Source organism: Dryocola clanedunensis (assembly GCF_038405435.1).
GTDB classification, from domain to species: domain Bacteria; phylum Pseudomonadota; class Gammaproteobacteria; order Enterobacterales; family Enterobacteriaceae; genus Dryocola; species Dryocola clanedunensis_A.
Genome location: NZ_JBBYHZ010000008.1, coordinates 164,532 through 185,071 on the forward strand (window position 1 = coordinate 164,532; position 20,540 = coordinate 185,071).

The window sequence follows — 20,540 nt, forward strand, 5'->3', positions numbered from 1 at the left end:
AGCGGGAACAATGAGTTAGCGATCATTTGTCCTAAAATCATTCCGCAGGCTTTGTCGGCGGTTCGTCCGCAAGCCTGCCGCTGTGAACCCCCTCTTCCGTGCCCTGCCAGCCGTGTCGCTGAATCACATTTAGATGGGCGCGGTCTTCGTTAATGACCTCCGTCAGCATCGCGCTGGTGCGTTTAAGCACGTCCGCCCGCGCGGGCATATCTGCGGCAATCACCATCTCTTCCACCATCTGGGTATTGAAGCGACGGAAGTGATCGGCACGTTCACGGGCCTCGTAGCTGCCAACGCCCAGCGCCTCAAGCGCCCGCCGCCCAACTTTCAGCGAGCTTTCGAAGGTTTCACGCTCCGGCTGTTCAACACCCGCCTGGCGCAGACGAATAAAGTGATCGAGGTCGCGCGCCCTGGCGATAACCCGCAGATTCGGGAAGTGTTCCTGCACCATCTCAGAGAGCTGAAGGTTAGCATCGGGATCGTCAATGGCGTTGATCAGCACCTCGGCTTTTGCCGCACCCGCTGATTCCAGCAGATCGACCCGCGTCGCATCGCCATAAAACACCTTGGTACCGAATTTGCGTAGCGTTTCGATATGGTCCGGGTCGTGATCGAGCACCACCATTTTCACTCCGCTGGTCAGCAGCAGGCGCCCGGCGATTTGCCCGAAGCGGCCGAAGCCCGCAATAATCACCCGCGGCTGCTCTTCATCAATTTCATCCGCTTCGCGGGCCTGCTCTTTGCCCGATTTTTCCAGACGGTTAAGCAGCACCAGCAGCAGCGGCGTGGCCGCCATCGACAGCGCAACCGCCAGCGTCAGGGATTTTGCCCAGCCGTCGTCGAGCACCTCCGCCATTCTGGCGGTGCCGAAAATCACAAAGGCAAATTCGCTGCCCTGCCCCAGCAGCACGGCAAACCAGCGGCGCTGCCTGCGCGGCACTTTTAGCGGCTTAGCAACCAGCCACAGCATCACGCTTTTAATCACCAGGAAGCCCACCAGCAGCGCAATAATACGCAGCGGGCTATCCATCAGCGTGCCGAAATCAATGGACATGCCGACGCCGATAAAGAACAGCCCGAGCAGCAGGCCCTTAAACGGTTCGATATCGCTTTCCAGCGCGTGGCGGTATTCAGAGCTTGCCAGCAGCACCCCCGCCAGAAATGCTCCCATCGCCATAGAGAGGCCCGCCTCTTCAAGCAGCAAGCCAAAGCCGAACACGAGAAAGAGTGCCACGGCGCTGAAGACTTCGCGCAGGCCGGAGCGGGCCACAAAGCGCAGCACCGGGCGAGTCACGTAGCGCCCCAGAACCACCACCAGCGCCAGCGCGCCGACTACCTTTAAGGCTGATATAGAAAAAGCCGCAAGCGTGGTGGTCGCTCCGCTGGTTGCCAGCAGCGGGATCATCGCCACTAAGGGGATGGCGGCGATATCCTGGAAAAGCAATACGGCGAAGGCGCCGCGCCCCATCACGGAAAGCGTCAGGTTACGTTCGTTCATCGCCTGCATGGCGATCGCCGTTGACGACAGCGCAAGGGTCAGGCCTATCAGCACCGCAACCTGCCAGCGCAGCCCCATCAGCATGCAGAACAGCCCGAGGAAAAGTCCGCAGGCAACCATCTGTAGCGCACCGCCGCCAAACACCGAGGCACGCAGCGTCCAGAGCCTGCGTGGATCAAGCTCAAGACCGATAACAAACAGCATCAGCACCACGCCGATTTCCGCAAAGTGCAGAATCGTCCCGGCGTCCGTGACCAGCCGCAGCCCCCACGGCCCAATAATGCAGCCCGCAATCAGGTAGCCAAGCACCGAGCCTAACCCCAGCCGCACGGCGACAGGGACGATTAGCGCGGCGGCCCCAAGATAGATAAGTACCTGAATCATGCTGTGGCTATCCATGGTTTGCCTCCCGCCATTCCGTCAACCGCTGCTTATACTGTTCGGCCTGCACCTCAAGGGTGTTCTCATCGCAGACGAAAGTGAAATGAATGGCAAAGCACGGCTGCCAGTTCATGCCGCAATAGAGTGCGGTCGCCTGCAGCGGCTGGCCCAGCACCTGAAAGCCGGGATGGTCCCCTAAATCAAAATGGCCGTCCCCTCCGCCGGTGGTCACCGCCCACATCACATGTTTGCCATGCAGCGCATTGCCACCGTGGCCATAGGCCCAGCCGTGGGAAAGCACTTTGTCGATCCACAGTTTCATCAGCGGTGGCATGCTGTACCACTGCATCGGATGCTGCCAGATGACCAGGTCGGCACGGCTCAGCGCCTCCTGTTCAGCGGCGATATCAATATTGAAGTCGGGATAGAGTTCGTACAGAGAGCGGATTTCGACATCGGGCAGCAGGGATGCCTGTTCAATCATTTTTCGGTTGGCGTGGGAGTGCCGGGGATAGGGGTGCGCATAGATAATTAAAATCATGAATTAGCCTGTTGTTTTACTGCCTTCTTTTCTCAAAGAGTGTAGACAGTAAATCAACGGGCTAATAGTCAATAATGTTGACGGGCTAAGCGATAAAATCTGAATTAGTTATCCAGTTCGCCCATCGACTTCACCTGGTCGCGGTTGATCTGCTCGGTCTTGCCGGTTTCTGCGTTTTTATAAGAAACCAGTCCCGTGTCGTCATCTACCTGCGGTTTGCCGTCGGTGACGATGGTTTTGCCATCGCTCGTTTTCACCGCCTGATTAGACGAACAACCGGCCACGGTAAACAGCGTTGCGGCAGCGAAGATGGAAGCCATCAGAATTTTGTTTTGCATGTTGCTCTCCCTGTTTGTAGTCGTTTCTCACTATGTACCTGAAAACTTTAGCAGGAATTTCCGCCTCCAGCGGAAAATACAGAACACTCTGAAGAAGTGGGGACAATAAAAAACCCGCCGAAGCGGGTTTAAGTAGAGTGCCGAAGTGATTACTTCGCGATTTGCGCGTGCATTTCCTGCACCGATATCACCTTCTCGGTCGCGTCGGCGTTCATCGCCATCGCGGTAGCGAAGCCGCCGTTCAGCGTGGTGTCGTAATGCACTTTATACTGCAGCGCGCTGCGGCGGATGAGCTTGGAATCCTCAATCGCCTGGCGGCCTGCGGTGGTGTTGATGATGTAGGTATATTCGCCGTTCTTGATGCGGTCCTGAATGTGCGGACGACCTTCATGCACCTTGTTCACCAGGCGCGGGTTGATGCCCGCTTCGCCCAGCACGATAGCCGTGCCGTGGGTAGCGTCCAGCTCAAAGCCCTGTTTCAGCAGCTTGGCGGCCAGGTCAACGACGCGCTCTTTGTCGCCTTCGCGAACGGAGAGCAGCGCGCGGCCAGGTTTACGCATGGTGGACTGGCTGCCCAGCATCGCCTTGGAGAAAGCTTCTGCGAAGGTGCGGCCCACGCCCATCACTTCACCGGTAGAGCGCATCTCTGGCCCTAACAGCGGGTCGACGCCCGGGAACTTGTTGAACGGCAGCACCACTTCTTTTACGGAGTAGTACGGCGGGATGATCTCTTTCGTCATGCCCTGCTCAACCAGCGTCTGGCCAACCATCACGCGCGCGGCAACTTTCGCCAGCGCCATACCGGTTGCTTTGGAGACGAACGGTACGGTACGGGCGGCGCGTGGGTTCACTTCAATCAGGTAAACCTCGTTGTCCTTCACCGCAAACTGCACGTTCATCAGGCCGCGAACCTGCAGCTCGAAGGCCAGTTTCTGCACCTGCTGGCGCATCACGTCCTGGATCTCTTTGCTCAGCGTATAGGCTGGCAGGGAACATGCGGAGTCGCCGGAGTGCACGCCCGCCTGCTCAATGTGCTCCATGATGCCGCCAATCAGCACGGTTTCGCCGTCGCAGATGGCGTCGACGTCCACTTCAACCGCATCGTCAAGGAAGCGGTCCAGCAGCACCGGCGCATCGTTAGAAACGCTAACTGCTGTCTGGAAGTAGCGACGCAGGTCGGCTTCGTCATAGACGATTTCCATCGCGCGGCCGCCCAGCACATAAGAAGGACGAACGACCAGCGGATACCCGATATGCGCCGCTTTCTCTACGGCCATTTCGATTGCGGTCACCGTGGCGTTGGCAGGCTGTTTCAGCTTCAGGCGGTCAACCGCGTGCTGGAAGCGCTCGCGGTCTTCGGCGCGGTCGATTGCGTCCGGGCTGGTGCCGATAATCGGTACGCCAGCGGCCTCCAGCTCACGAGCCAGCTTCAGCGGAGTCTGGCCGCCGTACTGCACGATAACGCCTTTTGGCTTCTCAACGCGGACGATTTCCAGCACGTCTTCCAGGGTTACCGGCTCGAAGTACAGGCGGTCGGAAGTATCGTAGTCGGTAGATACGGTTTCCGGGTTGCAGTTAACCATGATGGTCTCGTAACCATCTTCACGCAGCGCCAGCGAGGCGTGTACGCAGCAATAGTCGAACTCGATGCCCTGGCCGATACGGTTTGGCCCGCCGCCCAGCACCATAATCTTGTCGCGGTCGCTGTTCGGGTTGGCTTCGCACTCGTCTTCATAAGTGGAGTACATGTAGGCGGTATCGGTAGAAAACTCCGCCGCGCAGGTATCAACGCGCTTATAAACAGGGTGCAGGTTATGCTGCTCGCGCAGCTTGCGGATTTCAGACTCGCGCACGCCAGCCAGTTTAGCCAGGCGCGCATCGGCGAAGCCTTTACGCTTGAGCATACGCAGGAAGTCGTAGTCCAGACCGGTGATCCCCAGCTCTTCCACTTTTTCTTCCAGGCGCACCAGCTCTTCAATCTGCACCAGGAACCAGCGGTCGATGTTGGTCAGGTTGAACACGCCGTCGACGGACAGGCCAGCACGGAAGGCGTCGGCCACGTACCAGATACGGTCAGCGCCCGCGTCTTTCAGCTCGCGGCGGATTTTGGTCAGCGCTTCCGGGTCATCCAGATTGACTTTCGGATCAAAGCCCGTCGCGCCTACTTCCAGACCGCGCAGCGCTTTTTGCAGGGATTCCTGCTGCGTGCGGCCAATCGCCATCACTTCGCCCACGGATTTCATCTGCGTCGTCAGGCGGTCGTTCGCGCCAACAAACTTCTCGAAGTTGAAGCGAGGAATTTTGGTTACAACGTAGTCGATAGACGGCTCGAACGAGGCCGGGGTTTTGCCGCCGGTGATGTCGTTCATCAGCTCGTCGAGGGTGTAGCCCACCGCCAGCTTCGCCGCCACTTTCGCAATCGGGAAGCCGGTTGCTTTGGACGCCAGCGCCGAGGAGCGGGAAACGCGCGGGTTCATTTCGATAACAATCAGACGGCCGTTTTTCGGGTTAACCGAGAACTGCACGTTTGAACCGCCGGTTTCTACGCCGATTTCACGCAGCACCGCCATCGAGGCGTTACGCATGATTTGGTATTCTTTGTCGGTCAGGGTCTGGGCCGGGGCCACGGTGATGGAGTCACCGGTGTGGATGCCCATCGGGTCGAAGTTTTCGATAGAGCAGACGATGATGCAGTTGTCGTTTTTATCGCGCACCACTTCCATCTCGTACTCTTTCCAGCCAATCAGCGACTCGTCAATCAGCAGCTCTTTGGTTGGGGAAAGATCCAGACCGCGCTCGCAAATCTCTTCAAACTCTTCGCGGTTGTAGGCGATACCGCCGCCGGTGCCGCCCATGGTGAACGAGGGGCGAATAATGCACGGATAGCCCACGTCAGCGGCAACCGCCAGCGCTTCTTCCATGGTGTGGGCAATGCCGGAGCGCGCGGTATCAAGGCCGATTTTTTTCATTGCCACGTCGAAGCGGCGGCGGTCTTCTGCTTTATCAATCGCGTCGGCTGTGGCACCAATCATGGTGACGCCAAACTCGGCGAGCACGCCCTGGCGTTCCAGCTCCAGCGCGCAGTTCAGCGCGGTCTGGCCGCCCATGGTTGGCAGCACCGCGTCCGGGCGCTCTTTTTCGATGATTTTGCGCACCACTTCCCAGTGGATTGGCTCGATGTAGGTCGCATCGGCCATTTCCGGGTCGGTCATGATGGTTGCCGGGTTGGAGTTCACCAGGATAACGCGGTAGCCCTCTTCACGCAGCGCTTTACACGCCTGGGCACCGGAGTAGTCGAACTCGCACGCCTGGCCGATAACAATCGGGCCTGCACCAAGGATCAGGATGCTTTTTATATCTGTACGTTTTGGCATTTTTAAGGCTCCTGATTCTTACTTGCTGAAAAGAGTGGCTGTAGTGCGGTACTGCTTGATCAAGTCGATAAAGTGGTCGAAAAGCGGCGCGGCATCGTGCGGACCCGGGCTTGCTTCAGGGTGGCCCTGGAAGCTGAACGCTGGCTTATCGGTACGATGAATCCCCTGTAGGGTGCCGTCGAACAGCGACTTGTGGGTCACGCGCAGGTTCGCAGGCATCGTTGCTTCGTCTACTGCAAAACCGTGGTTCTGGGCGGTGATCATCACGCAGTCGCGATCCAGATCTTTTACCGGGTGGTTGCCGCCGTGGTGGCCGAACTTCATCTTCACTGTTTTCGCGCCGCTTGCCAGAGCCAGCAGCTGATGGCCTAAGCAGATGCCGAAGACCGGCACGTCGGTTTCCAGGAAAGCTTTAATGGCGCTGATGGCGTAATCGCATGGCGCCGGGTCACCGGGACCGTTGGAGAGGAAGATGCCGTCCGGGTTCATCTTCAGCACTTCCTCAGCGGAGGTCTGCGCCGGAACAATCGTCAGGCGGCAGCCGCGGTCCACCAGCATGCGCAGAATATTGCGCTTCACGCCGTAGTCATAGGCCACCACGTGGAAAGGTAAATCTTCTTCTTTTGCTGCTTCCGGCAGGTCGCCCTCAAGCGTCCAGCTGCCCTGCTGCCAGGCGTAGGACTCTTTCGTTGTCACTTCTTTTGCGAGGTCCATGCCGTTCAGGCCAGGGAAAGCCTTTGCTTTCTCATGGGCCAGCGCCGCGTCAACGCTGTCGCCGGCAATGATGCAGCCGTTCTGAGCGCCTTTCTCACGGAGCAAACGGGTCAGCTTACGGGTATCGATATCGGCAATCGCCACGATGTTATGGCGTTTTAAATAAGAAGAGAGGTCTTCGGTATTGCGGTAGTTGCTGGCAATCAGCGGCAGGTCACGAATGACGAGGCCTTGCGCATGTACCTGGGAGGATTCTTCATCAGCGGCGTTGGTGCCGACGTTGCCGATATGGGGATAAGTAAGAGTGACGATTTGGCGGGAGTAGGAAGGATCAGTGAGGATTTCTTGATAACCGGTCAATGAGGTATTGAAAACGACTTCCCCAACGGCGGTACCTGATGCCCCAATGGCGCGACCGTGGAATTGGGTTCCGTCTTCCAGAACCAATATTGCTGACTTAATCAAAACGCCCTCCAGGGAATAAACAGTCAATTTATTTGCATATTAATTCAAAACGAATTCAGGAATCAATGCAAAACAGCCTGTCATTTGGATTTTTGACAAACGGCGGCATTCTAGGGACTGGCCAGGCAAAAGTCTACCATAAAGCGAACTTTTTCTGTCTATTTTGACGCTCTGATTAAAAATATGCGCATTGATGGGTGAAATGATTAGCTAACTCAGGGTAAGTAAACGGTTGCGAGACAGAAAGAATAGAAATCCATCACCCAGGGTTACAAAAAGTGGACCAGATGGTCAAAAATAACATTTACGCAACGCGTTTTGATGGGAAAGCTTTATGTTTTGTCTACCTGGACATAAAAAGCCAACCAAACAGGTAAAAATAAAAAGGGCAATAAATTATTGCCCTGTCAATCAAACAATTATGATTGTAATAACCACATCACGATGGGTAATTCTTGCTACAAACTATTGAGATCCAGCACGTCGCGCATGTCATAAAGACCATTTTTCTTGCCGTTCAACCATAAAGCTGAACGAACTGCGCCATTTGCAAAAGTCATGCGGCTTGAAGCCTTGTGAGTGATTTCAACGCGCTCGCCGATATCTGCAAACATCGCCGTATGCTCACCCACAATGTCCCCGGCGCGTACGGTGGCGAAACCAATGGTTCCAGGCACTCGCTCACCGGTATAGCCTTCGCGGGAATAAACCGCGCACTCTTTAAGGTCTTTATCCATCGCCTGGGCAATGGCCTCCCCCATCGCCAGCGCGGTGCCGGACGGCGCATCCACTTTATGGCGGTGGTGGGCTTCAATAATTTCGATGTCGGTGTAGTCGCCCATGACCTTGGCCGCTTTCTCGAGCAGCTTGAGCATGACGTTCACGCCAACGCTGAAGTTGGCGGCAAAGACAACGGGGACGTCAGCGGCAGCTTCGTTAATTGCCTGCTTGCCCGCCTCGTCAAAACCGGTTGTACCTATGACCATCCCCTTGCCGTGCTGGCGGCAAAAGGCCAGATGGCGTAACGTGCCTTCCGGGCGAGTGAAATCGATAAACACGTCAAAATCGTTGACCACATTTTCAAGGCTGTCGCTGACTGTCACACCTGTTTTCGCCACGCCGGCCAGCTCGCCCGCATCGCTGCCGACCAGGGAGGAGCCTTCGCGCTCAAGGGCTGCGCCAAGCTGTACGCCATCAAACTGCAAAGCCGCCTGAATAAGTTGTCGTCCCATACGACCGCCCGCGCCCGCAATCGCGACGCGGATCTGTGCTTCGTCCATATTCACTCTCTTTAATTAATCTGCTTACAAAACGTTCTCAGGTTACCCAGCGCCGTGACGGGCCGCCAGCCGAAAACACCGATAATTAGAAATTTATGTCAAACCGCCGCAGTTATCAGTAAAAGTATGCTTTTCCATACAATAACCAGGGCTTTATTCAGGGGTGACGCTGATAAAGCGCTTTACGCTTCCAGTTAACATCGCTCACGGTTTCGCCGGGGGTAATAGTGCCCTGCAGCAGCAGGTTAAAGACATGGCTTACCTCACGCGTTAGCCTGCTTTGCAAAATGTGTACGGCTTCGGTGCCCAGCTCCCGACAGGGAAGGTTCACCGCCGTCAGCTCGCCGCCGCCGGCCAGTTTATTATCATGGGCATAGACGAAGCTCATCACCGAGATATCTTCCGGGACCTTTAGCCCGTGGCTCTGAACCGCTTTGATCACCGCCTGCGCGATGGCCCCGCCGCCGCACAAAATCGCGGACGGGAGTTCGCCGCGGTCGCGCTGTTCCAGATACTTCTCAATGTGCGTTCTGGCTTCCTGTTCGCCGTAGCCTTTGGTGACCAGCAGGTGCCGTGCCTCATCAAAAATCACGTTGTGCGCCTGACAGGCACGCTTAAAACCATCAAGCCGCTGCATCATGGTATCGCGGCGTAAATCCGTAAAAAGCAGAACCGGGAAATGGCCCTTCCCGAACAGATAGTTTGCCGCGCTGTAGCCTATGGCATAGTGATCGGGGGAGACGCAGTCGGTGCGCATATGCTTGTCTTTGGCATTTATGGTAACGATAGGTTTAGCCGTCTGCGACGCCAGCCGGTACAGCACGTCGTCATCAATGCCGATGATGACGATCCCGTCAATATCCGCCTCAGCCATGGCTTTCATAAATAATGAAACGTCCGCGTCGTTGATTTCCAGCGCGCACTTTTTTATATGAATATCGTAGCGCGACACTTCAGAATATATTCCCTGTATCACTTCGTAATAATAATGATCGCCGTGAGGAGTGAAAGCGGCAGCCGGGGCGCAGATTAATAACGTATTCATTAGCAGGCGGCTGGCGGGTATATCCCGTAAAATTCCCATAGCGCGGGCATGGGTAAATACTTTTTCTTTTGCTAACTGGCTGACGTTCGTTTTCCCGGCAAGCACGCGCGATACCGTACTCTGAGAAAGCCCGGTCAGCTCGGCCAGCTGCTTTATTTTTAACTTCCCCGTCATTTTGTGATCGATGCCTCTTTCGCCAGTGGTCATTATTTTCACGTCTAACTCTTTATTCCTGAAGTCTTTTTGTTTCTATCCCACAACTTCACTTTTGGCTATGCAATTACTGCCATAAATAGCGTTTGTCTGCAAAAAAACCCTGGCTAAGCTCTCGATCAGACCGCGCTGGCCTGTTTTTTCCTGGGTCCGGCGGCTTTTCTCCCCCCTGATTAGAGAAGAGAGTGGCTGATGGAAAGAATCGCTATTATTGGTACAGGTAATATTTCGCATAACCACATACAGGCCTATCTGCAATTTCCCGAACGCTGCCAGATTGTCGCCTTAGTGGATATTTACCCGGAAAAAGCAGAAGAAAAGAAGCAGCGCTACGGGCTGACAAACGCGAAGATTTACAGCAATCATCAGGATATTCTCAACGATGAAAGCATTGATGTCTTTGATGTCTGTACGCCACCTTATGTCCACGCGGAAATATCGATAAACGCGCTCAACGCGGGCAAACATGTCCTGTGCGAGAAGCCGATGGCGGCCTCTTTGCAGGAGTGCGATGCAATGATCGACGCCGCTAACGCCAGCGGTAAAACGCTGTCCGTTATCGCGCAGAATCGTTTTACCGATGCATTCTGGCGGCTAAAAAGCGTGCTGGACTGCCAGCAAATAGGCAAGGTCTGCCATGCCCAGGTGGACTCTTTCTGGTGGCGCGGCCACTCCTACTACGATCTTTGGTGGCGCGGCACCTGGGAAAAAGAAGGCGGCGGCTGCACGCTCAACCATGCCGTTCACCATATCGACGCCATTCAATGGATGCTGGGCTTCCCGACAGAAGTCGTCGCCATGACCACCAACGTCTCCCACGACAATGCCGAAGTAGAGGATTTGAGCGCTGCGATATTCAAATATGACAGCGGCGCGCTGACCCAGCTGACCGCCTCGGTCGTGCATCATGGGGAAGATCAGAAGATTGTCATCCAGGGCGAAAAAGGGCGTATCTCCGCGCCCTGGGACAAATACGCCAGCATTGCCGCCGATAACGGTTTCCCCGTTGAAGAGCGGAATATCGAGCTGGAAAACCGCCTTGAGGACAGCTATCAGTCCGTGCCGAAACTCACCTGGACGCTCCACACGGGCCAAATCGATAACTTTCTGACCGCTCTGCAAACCCACGGCGAACCGCTGGTGGATGGAACCCAGGGTAAACGTTCCCTGGAGCTGATCACCGCCATCTACAAATCAGCGATGACGCGCAGCATCGTCACGCTGCCCGTTCAGCCCTCCGATCCCTTCTACCAGACCGGCGGGCTGGTCGCCCTTGCGCCGCACTTTTACGAAAAATCATCGTCGGTTGAAAACTTCTCAAACGAAGCCGCCATTCCTTTAGGCAAAGACATGGATAAACAGGGGTAAAGATGAACGTGAAAGATGGAATGAACTACGCGCCCGTTGGCAAACCGCAGCCCGTCGTCCAGCCCGGTGATTTTATTTTCGCCGCCGCCGCACTGGATCACGGCCATATTTACGGCATGTGCAACGGGCTTATTGAAGCGGGAGCAACGCTGAAATGGGTCTACGATCCCGATCCGCAAAAAGTTGCCGCGTTTATCGATAAGTATCCCCAGGCGCGGGCCGCCAGCTCGCTGGATATGCTGCTTCAGGACAGCGAAGTCAGGTTAATTGCCGGTGCCGCCATCCCCGCCGAGCGTTGTGCGCTGGGGCTGAAAGTGATGGACGCCGGAAAAGACTATTTTACGGATAAAGCCCCGTTAACCACGCTACAGCAGCTGGCCGCGGCCAAAGCGAAGGTCGAGCAAAGCGGAAAAAAATACGCCGTTTATTACAGCGAGCGTCTGCATGTTGAAAGCGCCGTCTTTGCCGGGCAGCTGGTCAAATCTGGCGCTATCGGACGCGTCATTCAGACCCTCGGGATGGGGCCGCACCGGGAGGGCCAGGGCCGCCCGGACTGGTTCTACGTCAAAGAGAGGTTCGGCGGCATTCTGTGTGATATTGGCAGCCACCAGATCGAACAGTTCCTCTACTACACCGACAACAGCAACGCTTCCGTCACGGCGGCCCAGGCCAGAAATTTCGCGCATCCTCAGCATCCGCAGTTTGAAGATTTTGGTGATGCCCTGCTCAGCGGGGAGAACGGCGCCAGCGGGTATTTTCGCTGCGACTGGTTTACTCCGGATGGGCTAAGTACCTGGGGGGATGGACGCCTTACTCTTCTGGGCACCGAAGGCTATATCGAAATCAGGAAATATGCCGACCTTACGCGCGGCGAAAGCGACGTCGTTTATCTGGTAAATAAAGAGGGCGAGTTCCGCTATCCGGTCGCCGGAAAAGTAGGGTTCCCCTTCTTTGGCGAACTGATTCTGGATTGTCTGAACCGCACTGAAAATGCCATGACCCAGGCCCACGCTTTTAAGGCCGCCGAGCTGTGCGTACGGGCGCAGATGCTGGCTAACGGAGTCGCGGAATGAAAATAACCCAGGCTGCTATTATCGGCTGCGGCGCTATCCACAGGCTGCATGCCGAAGCGATACAACAGAACTCCTCGATCCATCTGCGGGCAATCGTTGAAGCAAACGCTGACAGCGGGCTAATACTTGCCGGGCGCTATGGCTGCAGCTATTACGCGGACTACCGTGAACTGCTGCAAGATCAGGAACTTGATGTGGTGCATATCTGCACGCCACACGATCTGCACAAAGAGATGATTATCGCTACCCTCGCCGCCGGAAAGCATGTTTTTACCGAAAAGCCGGTGGCGCTCAATTGCGGAGAAATAAAGCAAATCAAAGCAGCGCTGGCGCAGAGCGATGCCCGGCTTGGCGTTTGTTATCAGAACAGGCTTAACACCAGCAGCCAGGCCATAAAATCCCTGCTGGAAAGCGGCCAGCTCGGCAAAATGCTCGGCATCAAAGCGCTGCTCACCTGGTCACGGACGCCGGACTATTACCAGCAGAGCGGCTGGCGAGGCCGCCTTTCCCGGGAAGGCGGCAGCCTGTTGATAAATCAGGCGATTCACACTCTGGACCTGATGCAGTGGTTTGCCGGTGGCGTCAGCGCGGTTAAAGGCGTGACGGAGAGCACTTTTCTTGCCGATGCCACAGAGGGTGAGGATACCGCAGTGGCGAACATGATGATGACCAACGGCGCACGCGGCATTTTCTACGCCACCAACGGTTACACCACCGATTCGCCGCTGCTGCTGGAAATTCACTGCGAGCAGGGTTTACTTCAGCTGAATGACAATAACCTGTGGTTAATTAAAGAGGGTGAAAAGCAGCTTCTGGCGAGCGATACGCTGCCGGTTAAAAAGCAAAAATGCTACTGGGGAAGCAGCCACCAGCTGGCGATCAATCAGTTTTATCACGCCGTTCAGACGCCTGCCGACACGCCAGTCGCAGCAAATCAGTATGTAGATATCCATCAGGCGGAAAAATCGCTTTGCCTGGTCGAGGCTATTTACCGCTCTTCGCAACTTCGCCGCTGGATAATGCTTAAGGAGGAATAGGACGCTGACACATATTTAAACCACCTGACTCTCCCCCTCCCCTACAACGCAAGGGAATAAAACTATGAAACCTACGGAACGCAGAGTTGGTTACGGTACGGCAATAGGCTATGGCGTTACCGATCTTTTTGGCGGCGGTGCTTTTGCCATCATTGGCACCTGGCTATTATTTTTTTACACGACCTACTGTGGACTCTCCGTCATTGAGGCGGGGTCGATTTTCGCCATTGCCCGCGTTATCGACGCCATATTAAGTCCGATCATGGGCTATATTACGGATAATTTCGCCAATACCTGGCTGGGAAAAAAATTCGGCCGACGCCGCTTCTTTTTATTACTTAGCGCTCCGCTGATGTTTTTATACTCCCTGCTGTGGGTAACCGATATGGGGTACTGGTACTATCTTGGCACCTATTTGTCTATAGAGCTGCTTTCCGCGATGGTACTGGTGCCGTGGGAAACCCTGGCTGCGGAAATGACCAACCGTTACAGCGAACGCACGCGTTTATCGGGCGTGCGCATGATTTGCTCCCAGCTCGGCGGGTTCATGGCCGTGTCGGTGCCGGGTGTGATTATGCAGTTCACCGGTAAAGACAGCTCGTTAACCTATACCTATATGGGGCTGTTCTTCTCCACCGTTTTTTGCCTGGCGGTATTTACCACCTGGATGTGTACCTGGGAAGCAAAAGATGTCCGCGAGCCTTATGAACCAGAGCCGGAAATAACCCACCAGAAGAGCAGCCTGTGGTTCCATTTAAAAGGGCTGGTGAGCGATCTTCTCTCCTCATTCAGAATCCGCATGTTCCGCCAGCATATTATTATTTATATCGCCTCATTTACCGCAATGGACGTATTTGGCGCGGTGTTTACCTATTATGTCGTTTATGGATTGCATCAGGATACCGCGACGGTATCGGGCTATTTAAGCATTGCCGCATTTGTTTCTATTCCCGCCACGTTCTCATTTATGCTGCTGATGGAGAAAACAAACATCACGCCGTCTATGGCTCTGCGGATCTCCTACAGCGGGATATTTTGTGTGCTGGCATTCCTGTTTTATGCCTACATTGCCAAAATTGACGTTTCATTCCTGGCCTTCACGCTGGTCTTTATTATTTTAGGCTTTGCCCGGGCGGGCCTGTATTACATTCCCTGGAATATCTACAGCTTTATTCCCGACGTCGACGAAATTGTGACGAAAAAACGCCGCGAAGGTATTTTTGCCGGCGTGATGGTACTGACCCGTAAAAGTACGGTGGCGCTGGCCATCATGCTAATTGGTATCGTTCTGGAAGAGAGCGGATTTATTAAGGGCCAGGGTGCCCAGCCCATTAGCGCGATTCACGCGATTGTTGGCCTGATGATTTTTGGCACCGGCGCACTGCTGGCCGTCAGCTTCTGGATGACCTTCAAATTTAAACTGACCCGTGAAAATCATAAGACTTTGATCAGGGAAGTGGCCCGCCTGAAGCTTGGCGGTAACCTGGAGGACTGCGACCCGCAGACGCGGGTCATCATCAAGGATCTCACCGGGTTTGATTACAACCATGTCTGGGGCCACGGCAGACCGCTTAAGGATCCAAAAACGAAGCTGGAGTCTGAGCTACTTTAGCGAAAGCCGCACGACTCGCGCACCACCAGCGTCGGCGGCAGGATAATGCGCTTTGGCGGCTCGTCGTTGCCCTGGATGCGGCTGAACAGCAGCTCTCCCGCCTTGCGGCCTATCTCTTTGGCGGCCACCGAAACCGTGGTCAGCGCAGGCTGCACAAGGGCTGCCTCGGTGATGTCGTCAAAGCCTACCAGCGCAAAATCCTTGCCCGGGGTGCGCCCCATTTTGCGTAAAGTCTGCATAACCCCCAGCGCCACAATGTCCTGATAGCAGACAGCGGCGGTGATCTCCGGGTAGCGGCTCAGCAATGCTTCCGCCGCTCTTGCCCCGTCGCTCTGGCTGGCGGCGGCGGAGACCACCCAGTCGCTGGCTGGCTGTATACGATTTTCCAGCAGCTTGCTGCTGTAGCCGCCGATGCGCTGGGCGCGGCTGATGGAGTTTTCACTGCCGCCAATAAAGGCGATATGCCGGTGGCCCAGCCGTAACAGATGCTGCGTCGCCAGCTGCGTGCCCAGAAAGTTATCCGTGCCGACAAAATCAAAGCTCGCATCGTCCAGCGGACGCACCACCATAATCGCCGGAATATTGCGGCGCTTCAGCGTTTCGAAAAACAGCGGTGGGGTTTCGCGGGCGGCGCACAGCACCATACCGCAGGCGTTATTGCGCATTAAGGAGTCGACGAACTTCTGCTGGCGATCGCCTGACTCTTCGCTGTTGGCGAGAAACAGCAGCAGCTCGTGCCGCTCCATCTCCTGGCTCAGCCCCGCCGTCATCTCGCCGTAAAACGGGTTGGTGATGTCGTGCAGCAGCAGGCCAACCATATTGCTGGTGCGGTTGCGCAGGTTAGCGGCGGTCTGGTTGTAGACATAGCCCAGCTCGTCCAGCGCCCGCATCACCCGCTGGCGCGTGGCGTCCGAAATGCGTCCCCGGTTGTGTAAAACCATAGAAACAGTGGCGGTAGAGACGGAGGCCCGCTGCGCCACCTGGGCCAGGGTTACGGTGCTCATGTTCGCTCCTCGATAGAACTCGTCAGAACAGATTAATCGAATAACCTGGAAAATGCATTTCTCCCTGTGAATAGCATCACAGATAACGGCATATCCCGCCGATAAATGGCGAAAATGGCGGGTTAATCGCGTTTACCAACGTGTCTATACAAGGTTAATCGATTAATCTCAAGCTATCGACATCAGGGAGCCATATATGAAGCATGCGACATACGATAAGTATCCCGAAGTACGGATCGCGGGATGGGAAAATCAGGCATGGTCCGGCTGGCAGGCTATCCAGCAGGCGCTGAAAACGCGGCTGGCGGATGCGGGCAAAACCGTCGTGGTGATTGACTGTTATCCAGGGGTCCGGCTTGAAGAGCTGCGGGAACAGCTGATCGATAAGCTGGGCCCGGCGCTGCTCATCAATGCCGAAGCGGCCCGCCTGAGCGAAAATCATCTGCACGATCTTCTGGCGCAGAATCTGACGGACGATCGCGTGTTCGGCGTCCTCTCCTGCCACCAGCTTGACGAATTTTTCTGTCCAGACAGGCTGGACGCGCTCCGTCACGAAGTGGATCAGGCGCAGGGCCTTGTCGTGGTGTATGGCCCCGGCGCTGCGCTGGTACATGAGGGCGATATCCTGGTGTACGCCGATTTAGCCCGCTGGGAAATCCAGCAGCGTTTCCGCACCGGCGAGCTGGGCAACTGGGGCGCCAGCAACGAAAGCGAAGATGTTCTGCGCCGCTACAAGCGGGCCTTTTTCATCGAATGGCGCGTGTTTGACCGCCATAAAACCCCTCTCCTGAAACGTGCCGATTTCCTGCTGGACACCAACGCGGCTGACAGCCCTGCGATGGTAAGCGGTGAAGCGCTGCGTCACGGACTACAGCAAACCACCCAGCAGCCGTTCCGCGTGGTGCCGTTCTTCGACCCCGGCGTGTGGGGCGGACAATGGATGAAAGACAAATTCGATCTCGATCCCGCAAAGCCAAACTACGCATGGTGTTTTGACTGTGTGCCCGAGGAGAACAGCCTGTTACTGCGTTTTGGTGATGTGCGGATCGAGATCCCCTCTCAGGATCTGGTATTGCTCTACCCTCGCCCGCTGCTGGGCGAAAAGGTTCACTCGCGCTTTGGGGCAGAATTCCCGATCCGCTTCGATTTCCTGGACACCGTCGGCGGCCAGAACCTCAGCTTCCAGGTACACCCGCTGACCGAATACATCCAGCAGCACTTCGGCATGCACTACACCCAGGACGAAAGCTACTACATGCTTGAAGCCGAGCCGGGGGCGGAGGTTTATCTCGGCACCAGAACGGGTATCGATCCGCAGGAAATGCTCGACGATCTGGCGAGCGCCCAGCGCGGCGAGAAAGCGTTTGACGATGAGAAATTCGTTAACCGTTTCCCGGCGCGCAAACACGATCACTTCCTGATCCCGGCGGGCACCGTTCACTGTTCCGGTTCGGGGGCGATGGTGCTGGAGATCAGCGCCACGCCGTACATCTTCACCTTCAAACTGTGGGACTGGGGCCGCCTGGGGCTGGACGGCCTGCCGCGCCCGGTACATCTGGAGCACGGCGCGCAGGTTATCGACTGGCAGCGGGATACGGCGTGGGTCACCGAGCATCTGGTCAACCATTTTGAACCCGTTGCCGACGGCGACGGCTGGCGGGAAGAGCGCACGGGGCTGCACGAGCGTGAGTTTATCGAGACGCGCCGCCACTGGTTCAGCAAGCCGGTCGTTCATCACACCCGCGGCGGCGTAAACGTGCTTAATCTGGTGGAGGGTAGCGAAGCTCTGGTCGACAGCCCGACTGACGCCTTCGAGCCGTTCATCGTTCACTACGCAGAAACATTCATTATTCCCGCTGCGGTCGGCGAATACCGCATTTCACCTTACGGCAGCGCCGCAGGTCAGCAGCTTGCCACCATGAAAGCCTGGGTAAGAGGATAAAAACATGATCAATATCGTTCTGGCGACACACGGCCCGCTGGCCGACGCGCTGCTGACAAGCTCCCGCATGGTGTACGGCGAGCTGCCCCACGTTTTCCCGGTGGCCCTCAGCGAAACCAAAGGCATCAACAGTTTTAGCGAAGAGTTTACCGCCGTGCTCAAAGAGGCCAGCAAAGGGGCGGACGGGGTGATCGTACTGTGCGATCTACAAAGCGGCACGCCGTGGAACGTCGCCTGCCATCACGCTTTTAACCCGCAAACGCAGCCGCCCGTTGCGGTGCTCGCCGGGGTTAACTTCCCGATGCTGCTGCTCAGCGACGAGATAAAAGACCTTACCTGCCTGACAGAGGCAACCGGGCAGCTGCTGGCACAATCCCGCGACTCGCTGGTTGAGGCCCGCCTGGTCGAAACCGTGCAGTCCGATGATTTTTAAGGAGGAAAAATGAGCATTTCATTTGTGCGTATCGACGACCGGGTTATTCACGGCCAGCTTGTCACCCGCTGGGCGAAAGAGCTGCCGTGCGACGGGATTGTCGCCATCGACGACGCCGTGGCTGCCGATCCCCTGCTCTCGTCGGTCATGAAAGGGGCCGTTCAGGACATCAAGGTCTGGCTGTTCGACACCCAGACGGCGATTGAGAAGCTGCCGAAGATTATCGCCAGCGAAAAGCGTTACTTCGTGATTGGCAAATCCCCGGTCACCCTGAAACGTATAGAAGAAGCGGGGATCAGCCTGCAAAACGGCAACCGCAAGATTAACGTCGGGCCGATGAGCGCCCGCGCGGGTACCACCACCATCGGACCTAACCAGGCGGTGACCCAGCAAGAGGCGGCAGCGTTTGATTTTCTGTCGCAGCAGGGCCACCAGATTGAATTTCGTCTGGTGCCGGATGCCAGCTGCTATAGCTGGCAGGACGCACGACAAAAAATCAAATAAGGGAACGCATTATGGCTTTTGAAGCTGCATTAATCGGCATTCTCTGTTACCTCGGCGCGCTGAGCAGCCCCTGGCTGCTGGGGCTGACCGGCGGCTGGTATCTGATTACCCGCCCACTGGTTTCAGGGATGCTGGTCGGGTTTATCCTCGGCGATGTCCAGACCGGGATTATCATCGGCGTCGCCGTGCAGGCGGTGTACATTGCGATGGTAACCCCGGGAGGATCGATGCCCGCCGATCTTAACTTTGTCGCCTTCCCGGCCATCGCGCTGGGGATCTTATCCAATAAGGGGCCGGAAGTAGCGGTTGCGCTGGCGGCAACCATCGGCATTGCGGGAACCGTGCTGTTCAACGCCATGATGGTGCTGAACTCCTGGTGGAACCACCGGGCGGACATCGCGCTGGAAAAAGGCGATGAGCGCGGCGTGTACCTTAACAGCGCCATCTGGCCGCAGTTCACCAACTTCCTGATGCGCTTTATTCCCACCTTTATCGCCGTCTACTTTGGCGCGCAGTACATCAACGCCTTTATGGACAGCCTGCCGCACATCGTGCTGTCGACCATGAACGTGCTGGGCGGCATCCTGCCTGCGGTGGGTATCGCCATTCTGCTTAAGCAGATCATCAAAAACTACAGCATGCTGATTTACTTCCTGGTGGGCTTCATCTGCATCGTTTTCCTGAAGCTCAACATGGTGGCGCTGGTTATCGTCGGCAGCCTGCTGGCCCTGATCCACTACAACTACAAGCCGGAGCCGCAGACCGCGAGCGCGGTAAAACCGGCCGATGACGAGGATGAATTCTGATGGAAGAACGCAAACTTACCCGCCAGGATCTCAGGCGCTGCTGGCGTAGCTGGATGATGTACAACCTCTCTTCGATGAGCTTTGAGCGCCTTGAATCCTTCGGCTTTTGCCTGAGCATGCTGCCGGTGGCGAAAAAGCTCTACCCGGACGAGCAGGAGCGTAAAGAGATGCTCAAGCGCCACGCGTCGTTCTACAACACCGAGCCGCAGCTCGGGGCGATTGTGAACGGCATGGTGCTGGGGCTGGAGGAGAAGCGCGCCAACGGGGAGCCCATCGACGGTGAAACGATTAACACCCTGAAGGTGGGCCTGATGGGGCCGGTCGCCGGGATTGGTGATTCGATGATCCCCGGCATGTTGATCCCCATCCTGCTCAGCATCGGCATGGCGCTGGCGGCGGGCGGCAATATCCTCGGGCCGCTGTTTTACTGCGTGGCGTGGCTGGCGATTATCATCCCCGGCTCGTGGTTCCTGTTCTTAAAGGGTTACCGCATGGGGTCAACGTCCGTGGAGATGCTGGTCAGCAGCAAATCAACCCGCCTGCGCGAGGCGCTTTCGCTGCTAGGCGTCTTCGTCATGGGCGGCGTGGCGGCAAGCTACGTGAAGCTGGGCACCGGGCTGGAGTTCATCACCAAAGACGGCGTGAACATTCACCTGCAGCAGATGCTCGACGGCATTTTCCCGAACCTGCTGCCGCTCATCGTGGTCATTGGCACCTGGTATCTGATGGCGAAACGCGGAGTTTCACCGGTTAAGGCAATGCTTTTGCTGCTGGTGCTGGCGGCGGCCGGCGTGGCAGTAGGATTGTTTGCGTAAGACAAGCGGTGGATGACGCTGCTGTACGACCGGTCACATAGGTTACAGATCAGACCGGCCACACAGGTAACACATTCAGCCTAATCTATCCGGATGA

The 20,540-nt window shown here is 56.3% G+C and carries 17 protein-coding genes; 9 read left to right on the forward strand and 8 right to left on the reverse strand.

The genetic code is table 11. From position 1 onward, the window contains the following. Positions 1 to 37 precede the first annotated feature (37 nt). The 7 genes from kefC to AAE045_RS17215 form a co-directional block, all read right to left on the reverse strand. Complete coding sequence (gene kefC / locus AAE045_RS17185) at positions 38 to 1,897, reverse strand: glutathione-regulated potassium-efflux system protein KefC (RefSeq protein WP_455548767.1); 1,860 nt, start codon at positions 1,895 to 1,897, stop codon at positions 38 to 40. Then, complete coding sequence (gene kefF, locus AAE045_RS17190; RefSeq protein WP_455548768.1) at positions 1,890 to 2,420, reverse strand: glutathione-regulated potassium-efflux system oxidoreductase KefF; 531 nt, start codon at positions 2,418 to 2,420, stop codon at positions 1,890 to 1,892. The genes kefC and kefF overlap by 8 nt, the downstream gene beginning before the upstream one ends. Positions 2,421 to 2,524: 104 nt before the next feature. Next, on the reverse strand, positions 2,525 to 2,758 hold the full coding sequence (locus AAE045_RS17195; protein WP_455426890.1) for a YgdI/YgdR family lipoprotein: 234 nt from the start codon (positions 2,756 to 2,758) through the stop codon (positions 2,525 to 2,527). A 149-nt stretch (positions 2,759 to 2,907) separates the two neighbouring features. Then, on the reverse strand, positions 2,908 to 6,132 hold the full coding sequence (gene carB, locus AAE045_RS17200) for a carbamoyl-phosphate synthase large subunit (protein WP_455548769.1): 3,225 nt from the start codon (positions 6,130 to 6,132) through the stop codon (positions 2,908 to 2,910). 18 nt (positions 6,133 to 6,150) lie between these two features. Further along, positions 6,151 to 7,311 (reverse strand): glutamine-hydrolyzing carbamoyl-phosphate synthase small subunit, encoded by a 1,161-nt coding sequence (carA, locus tag AAE045_RS17205; RefSeq protein WP_455548770.1) that lies wholly within the window; start codon positions 7,309 to 7,311, stop codon positions 6,151 to 6,153. A 458-nt stretch (positions 7,312 to 7,769) separates the two neighbouring features. After that, positions 7,770 to 8,591 (reverse strand): 4-hydroxy-tetrahydrodipicolinate reductase, encoded by an 822-nt coding sequence (gene dapB, locus AAE045_RS17210; protein ID WP_455548771.1) that lies wholly within the window; start codon positions 8,589 to 8,591, stop codon positions 7,770 to 7,772. 157 nt (positions 8,592 to 8,748) lie between these two features. Next, the gene (locus AAE045_RS17215) at positions 8,749 to 9,843 is read right to left on the reverse strand and encodes a LacI family DNA-binding transcriptional regulator (protein WP_455548783.1); all 1,095 of its coding nucleotides are present in this window, start codon (positions 9,841 to 9,843) and stop codon (positions 8,749 to 8,751) included. 198 nt (positions 9,844 to 10,041) lie between these two features. On the opposite strand from AAE045_RS17215, the gene AAE045_RS17220 reads away from it, so the two are divergent. From AAE045_RS17220 to AAE045_RS17235, 4 genes are all read left to right on the forward strand, one after another. Then, positions 10,042 to 11,217 carry a Gfo/Idh/MocA family protein gene (locus AAE045_RS17220; protein ID WP_455548772.1) on the forward strand — a complete coding sequence of 392 codons (1,176 nt, stop codon included), beginning with the start codon at positions 10,042 to 10,044 and terminating at the stop codon, positions 11,215 to 11,217. Between the two features lie 2 nt (positions 11,218 to 11,219). Beyond that, positions 11,220 to 12,290, forward strand: coding sequence for a Gfo/Idh/MocA family protein (locus AAE045_RS17225; RefSeq protein ID WP_455548773.1), 1,071 nt, complete (start codon positions 11,220 to 11,222; stop codon positions 12,288 to 12,290). After that, positions 12,287 to 13,327, forward strand: coding sequence for a Gfo/Idh/MocA family protein (locus AAE045_RS17230; protein WP_455548774.1), 1,041 nt, complete (start codon positions 12,287 to 12,289; stop codon positions 13,325 to 13,327). The genes AAE045_RS17225 and AAE045_RS17230 overlap by 4 nt, the downstream gene beginning before the upstream one ends. A 64-nt stretch (positions 13,328 to 13,391) precedes the next feature. Next, a complete protein-coding gene (locus AAE045_RS17235) occupies positions 13,392 to 14,939 on the forward strand; it encodes an MFS transporter (protein ID WP_455548775.1) in 1,548 nt (515 codons plus the stop codon). Here the strand turns inward: AAE045_RS17235 and AAE045_RS17240 are convergent. After that, positions 14,936 to 15,943, reverse strand: a complete 1,008-nt coding sequence (locus AAE045_RS17240) for a LacI family DNA-binding transcriptional regulator (RefSeq protein ID WP_455426880.1) — start codon at positions 15,941 to 15,943, stop codon at positions 14,936 to 14,938. The two genes, AAE045_RS17235 and AAE045_RS17240, sit on opposite strands and share 4 nt — an antisense overlap. A gap of 196 nt (positions 15,944 to 16,139) precedes the next feature. Between AAE045_RS17240 and AAE045_RS17245 the strand changes: the two genes are divergently transcribed. From AAE045_RS17245 to AAE045_RS17265, 5 genes are read left to right on the forward strand one after another with little or no spacing between them, the layout of a single operon-like run. Further along, positions 16,140 to 17,885: a class I mannose-6-phosphate isomerase gene (locus tag AAE045_RS17245; RefSeq protein WP_455548776.1), complete on the forward strand. Its 1,746-nt coding sequence runs from the start codon at positions 16,140 to 16,142 to the stop codon at positions 17,883 to 17,885. 4 nt (positions 17,886 to 17,889) lie between these two features. Continuing rightward, positions 17,890 to 18,318 (forward strand): PTS sugar transporter subunit IIA, encoded by a 429-nt coding sequence (locus AAE045_RS17250; protein WP_455548777.1) that lies wholly within the window; start codon positions 17,890 to 17,892, stop codon positions 18,316 to 18,318. A gap of 9 nt (positions 18,319 to 18,327) precedes the next feature. Next, positions 18,328 to 18,822: a PTS system mannose/fructose/N-acetylgalactosamine-transporter subunit IIB gene (locus AAE045_RS17255; protein WP_455548778.1), complete on the forward strand. Its 495-nt coding sequence runs from the start codon at positions 18,328 to 18,330 to the stop codon at positions 18,820 to 18,822. 11 nt (positions 18,823 to 18,833) lie between these two features. After that, positions 18,834 to 19,628 carry a PTS mannose/fructose/sorbose/N-acetylgalactosamine transporter subunit IIC gene (locus AAE045_RS17260; protein WP_455548779.1) on the forward strand — a complete coding sequence of 265 codons (795 nt, stop codon included), beginning with the start codon at positions 18,834 to 18,836 and terminating at the stop codon, positions 19,626 to 19,628. After that, on the forward strand, positions 19,628 to 20,443 hold the full coding sequence (locus tag AAE045_RS17265; protein WP_202301270.1) for a PTS system mannose/fructose/sorbose family transporter subunit IID: 816 nt from the start codon (positions 19,628 to 19,630) through the stop codon (positions 20,441 to 20,443). Before AAE045_RS17260 ends, AAE045_RS17265 begins: the two co-directional genes overlap by 1 nt. Positions 20,444 to 20,540 lie beyond the last annotated feature (97 nt).

Bases quoted from the DNA above. Each gene is read 5' to 3' on its own strand.
- AAE045_RS17230 (WP_455548774.1), top strand. From the start codon at position 12,287: ATGAAAATAACCCAGGCTGCTATTATCGGCTGCGGCGCTATCCACAGG.
- AAE045_RS17195 (WP_455426890.1), bottom strand. From the start codon at position 2,758: ATGCAAAACAAAATTCTGATGGCTTCCATCTTCGCTGCCGCAACGCTG.
- carB (WP_455548769.1), bottom strand. From the start codon at position 6,132: ATGCCAAAACGTACAGATATAAAAAGCATCCTGATCCTTGGTGCAGGC.
- AAE045_RS17260 (WP_455548779.1), top strand. From the start codon at position 18,834: ATGGCTTTTGAAGCTGCATTAATCGGCATTCTCTGTTACCTCGGCGCG.
- AAE045_RS17255 (WP_455548778.1), top strand. From the start codon at position 18,328: ATGAGCATTTCATTTGTGCGTATCGACGACCGGGTTATTCACGGCCAG.
- kefF (WP_455548768.1), bottom strand. From the start codon at position 2,420: ATGATTTTAATTATCTATGCGCACCCCTATCCCCGGCACTCCCACGCC.
- AAE045_RS17250 (WP_455548777.1), top strand. From the start codon at position 17,890: ATGATCAATATCGTTCTGGCGACACACGGCCCGCTGGCCGACGCGCTG.
- AAE045_RS17235 (WP_455548775.1), top strand. From the start codon at position 13,392: ATGAAACCTACGGAACGCAGAGTTGGTTACGGTACGGCAATAGGCTAT.
- AAE045_RS17225 (WP_455548773.1), top strand. From the start codon at position 11,220: ATGAACGTGAAAGATGGAATGAACTACGCGCCCGTTGGCAAACCGCAG.
- AAE045_RS17220 (WP_455548772.1), top strand. From the start codon at position 10,042: ATGGAAAGAATCGCTATTATTGGTACAGGTAATATTTCGCATAACCAC.
- dapB (WP_455548771.1), bottom strand. From the start codon at position 8,591: ATGGACGAAGCACAGATCCGCGTCGCGATTGCGGGCGCGGGCGGTCGT.
- kefC (WP_455548767.1), bottom strand. From the start codon at position 1,897: ATGGATAGCCACAGCATGATTCAGGTACTTATCTATCTTGGGGCCGCC.
- AAE045_RS17240 (WP_455426880.1), bottom strand. From the start codon at position 15,943: ATGAGCACCGTAACCCTGGCCCAGGTGGCGCAGCGGGCCTCCGTCTCT.
- AAE045_RS17215 (WP_455548783.1), bottom strand. From the start codon at position 9,843: ATGACCACTGGCGAAAGAGGCATCGATCACAAAATGACGGGGAAGTTA.
- AAE045_RS17245 (WP_455548776.1), top strand. From the start codon at position 16,140: ATGAAGCATGCGACATACGATAAGTATCCCGAAGTACGGATCGCGGGA.
- AAE045_RS17265 (WP_202301270.1), top strand. From the start codon at position 19,628: ATGGAAGAACGCAAACTTACCCGCCAGGATCTCAGGCGCTGCTGGCGT.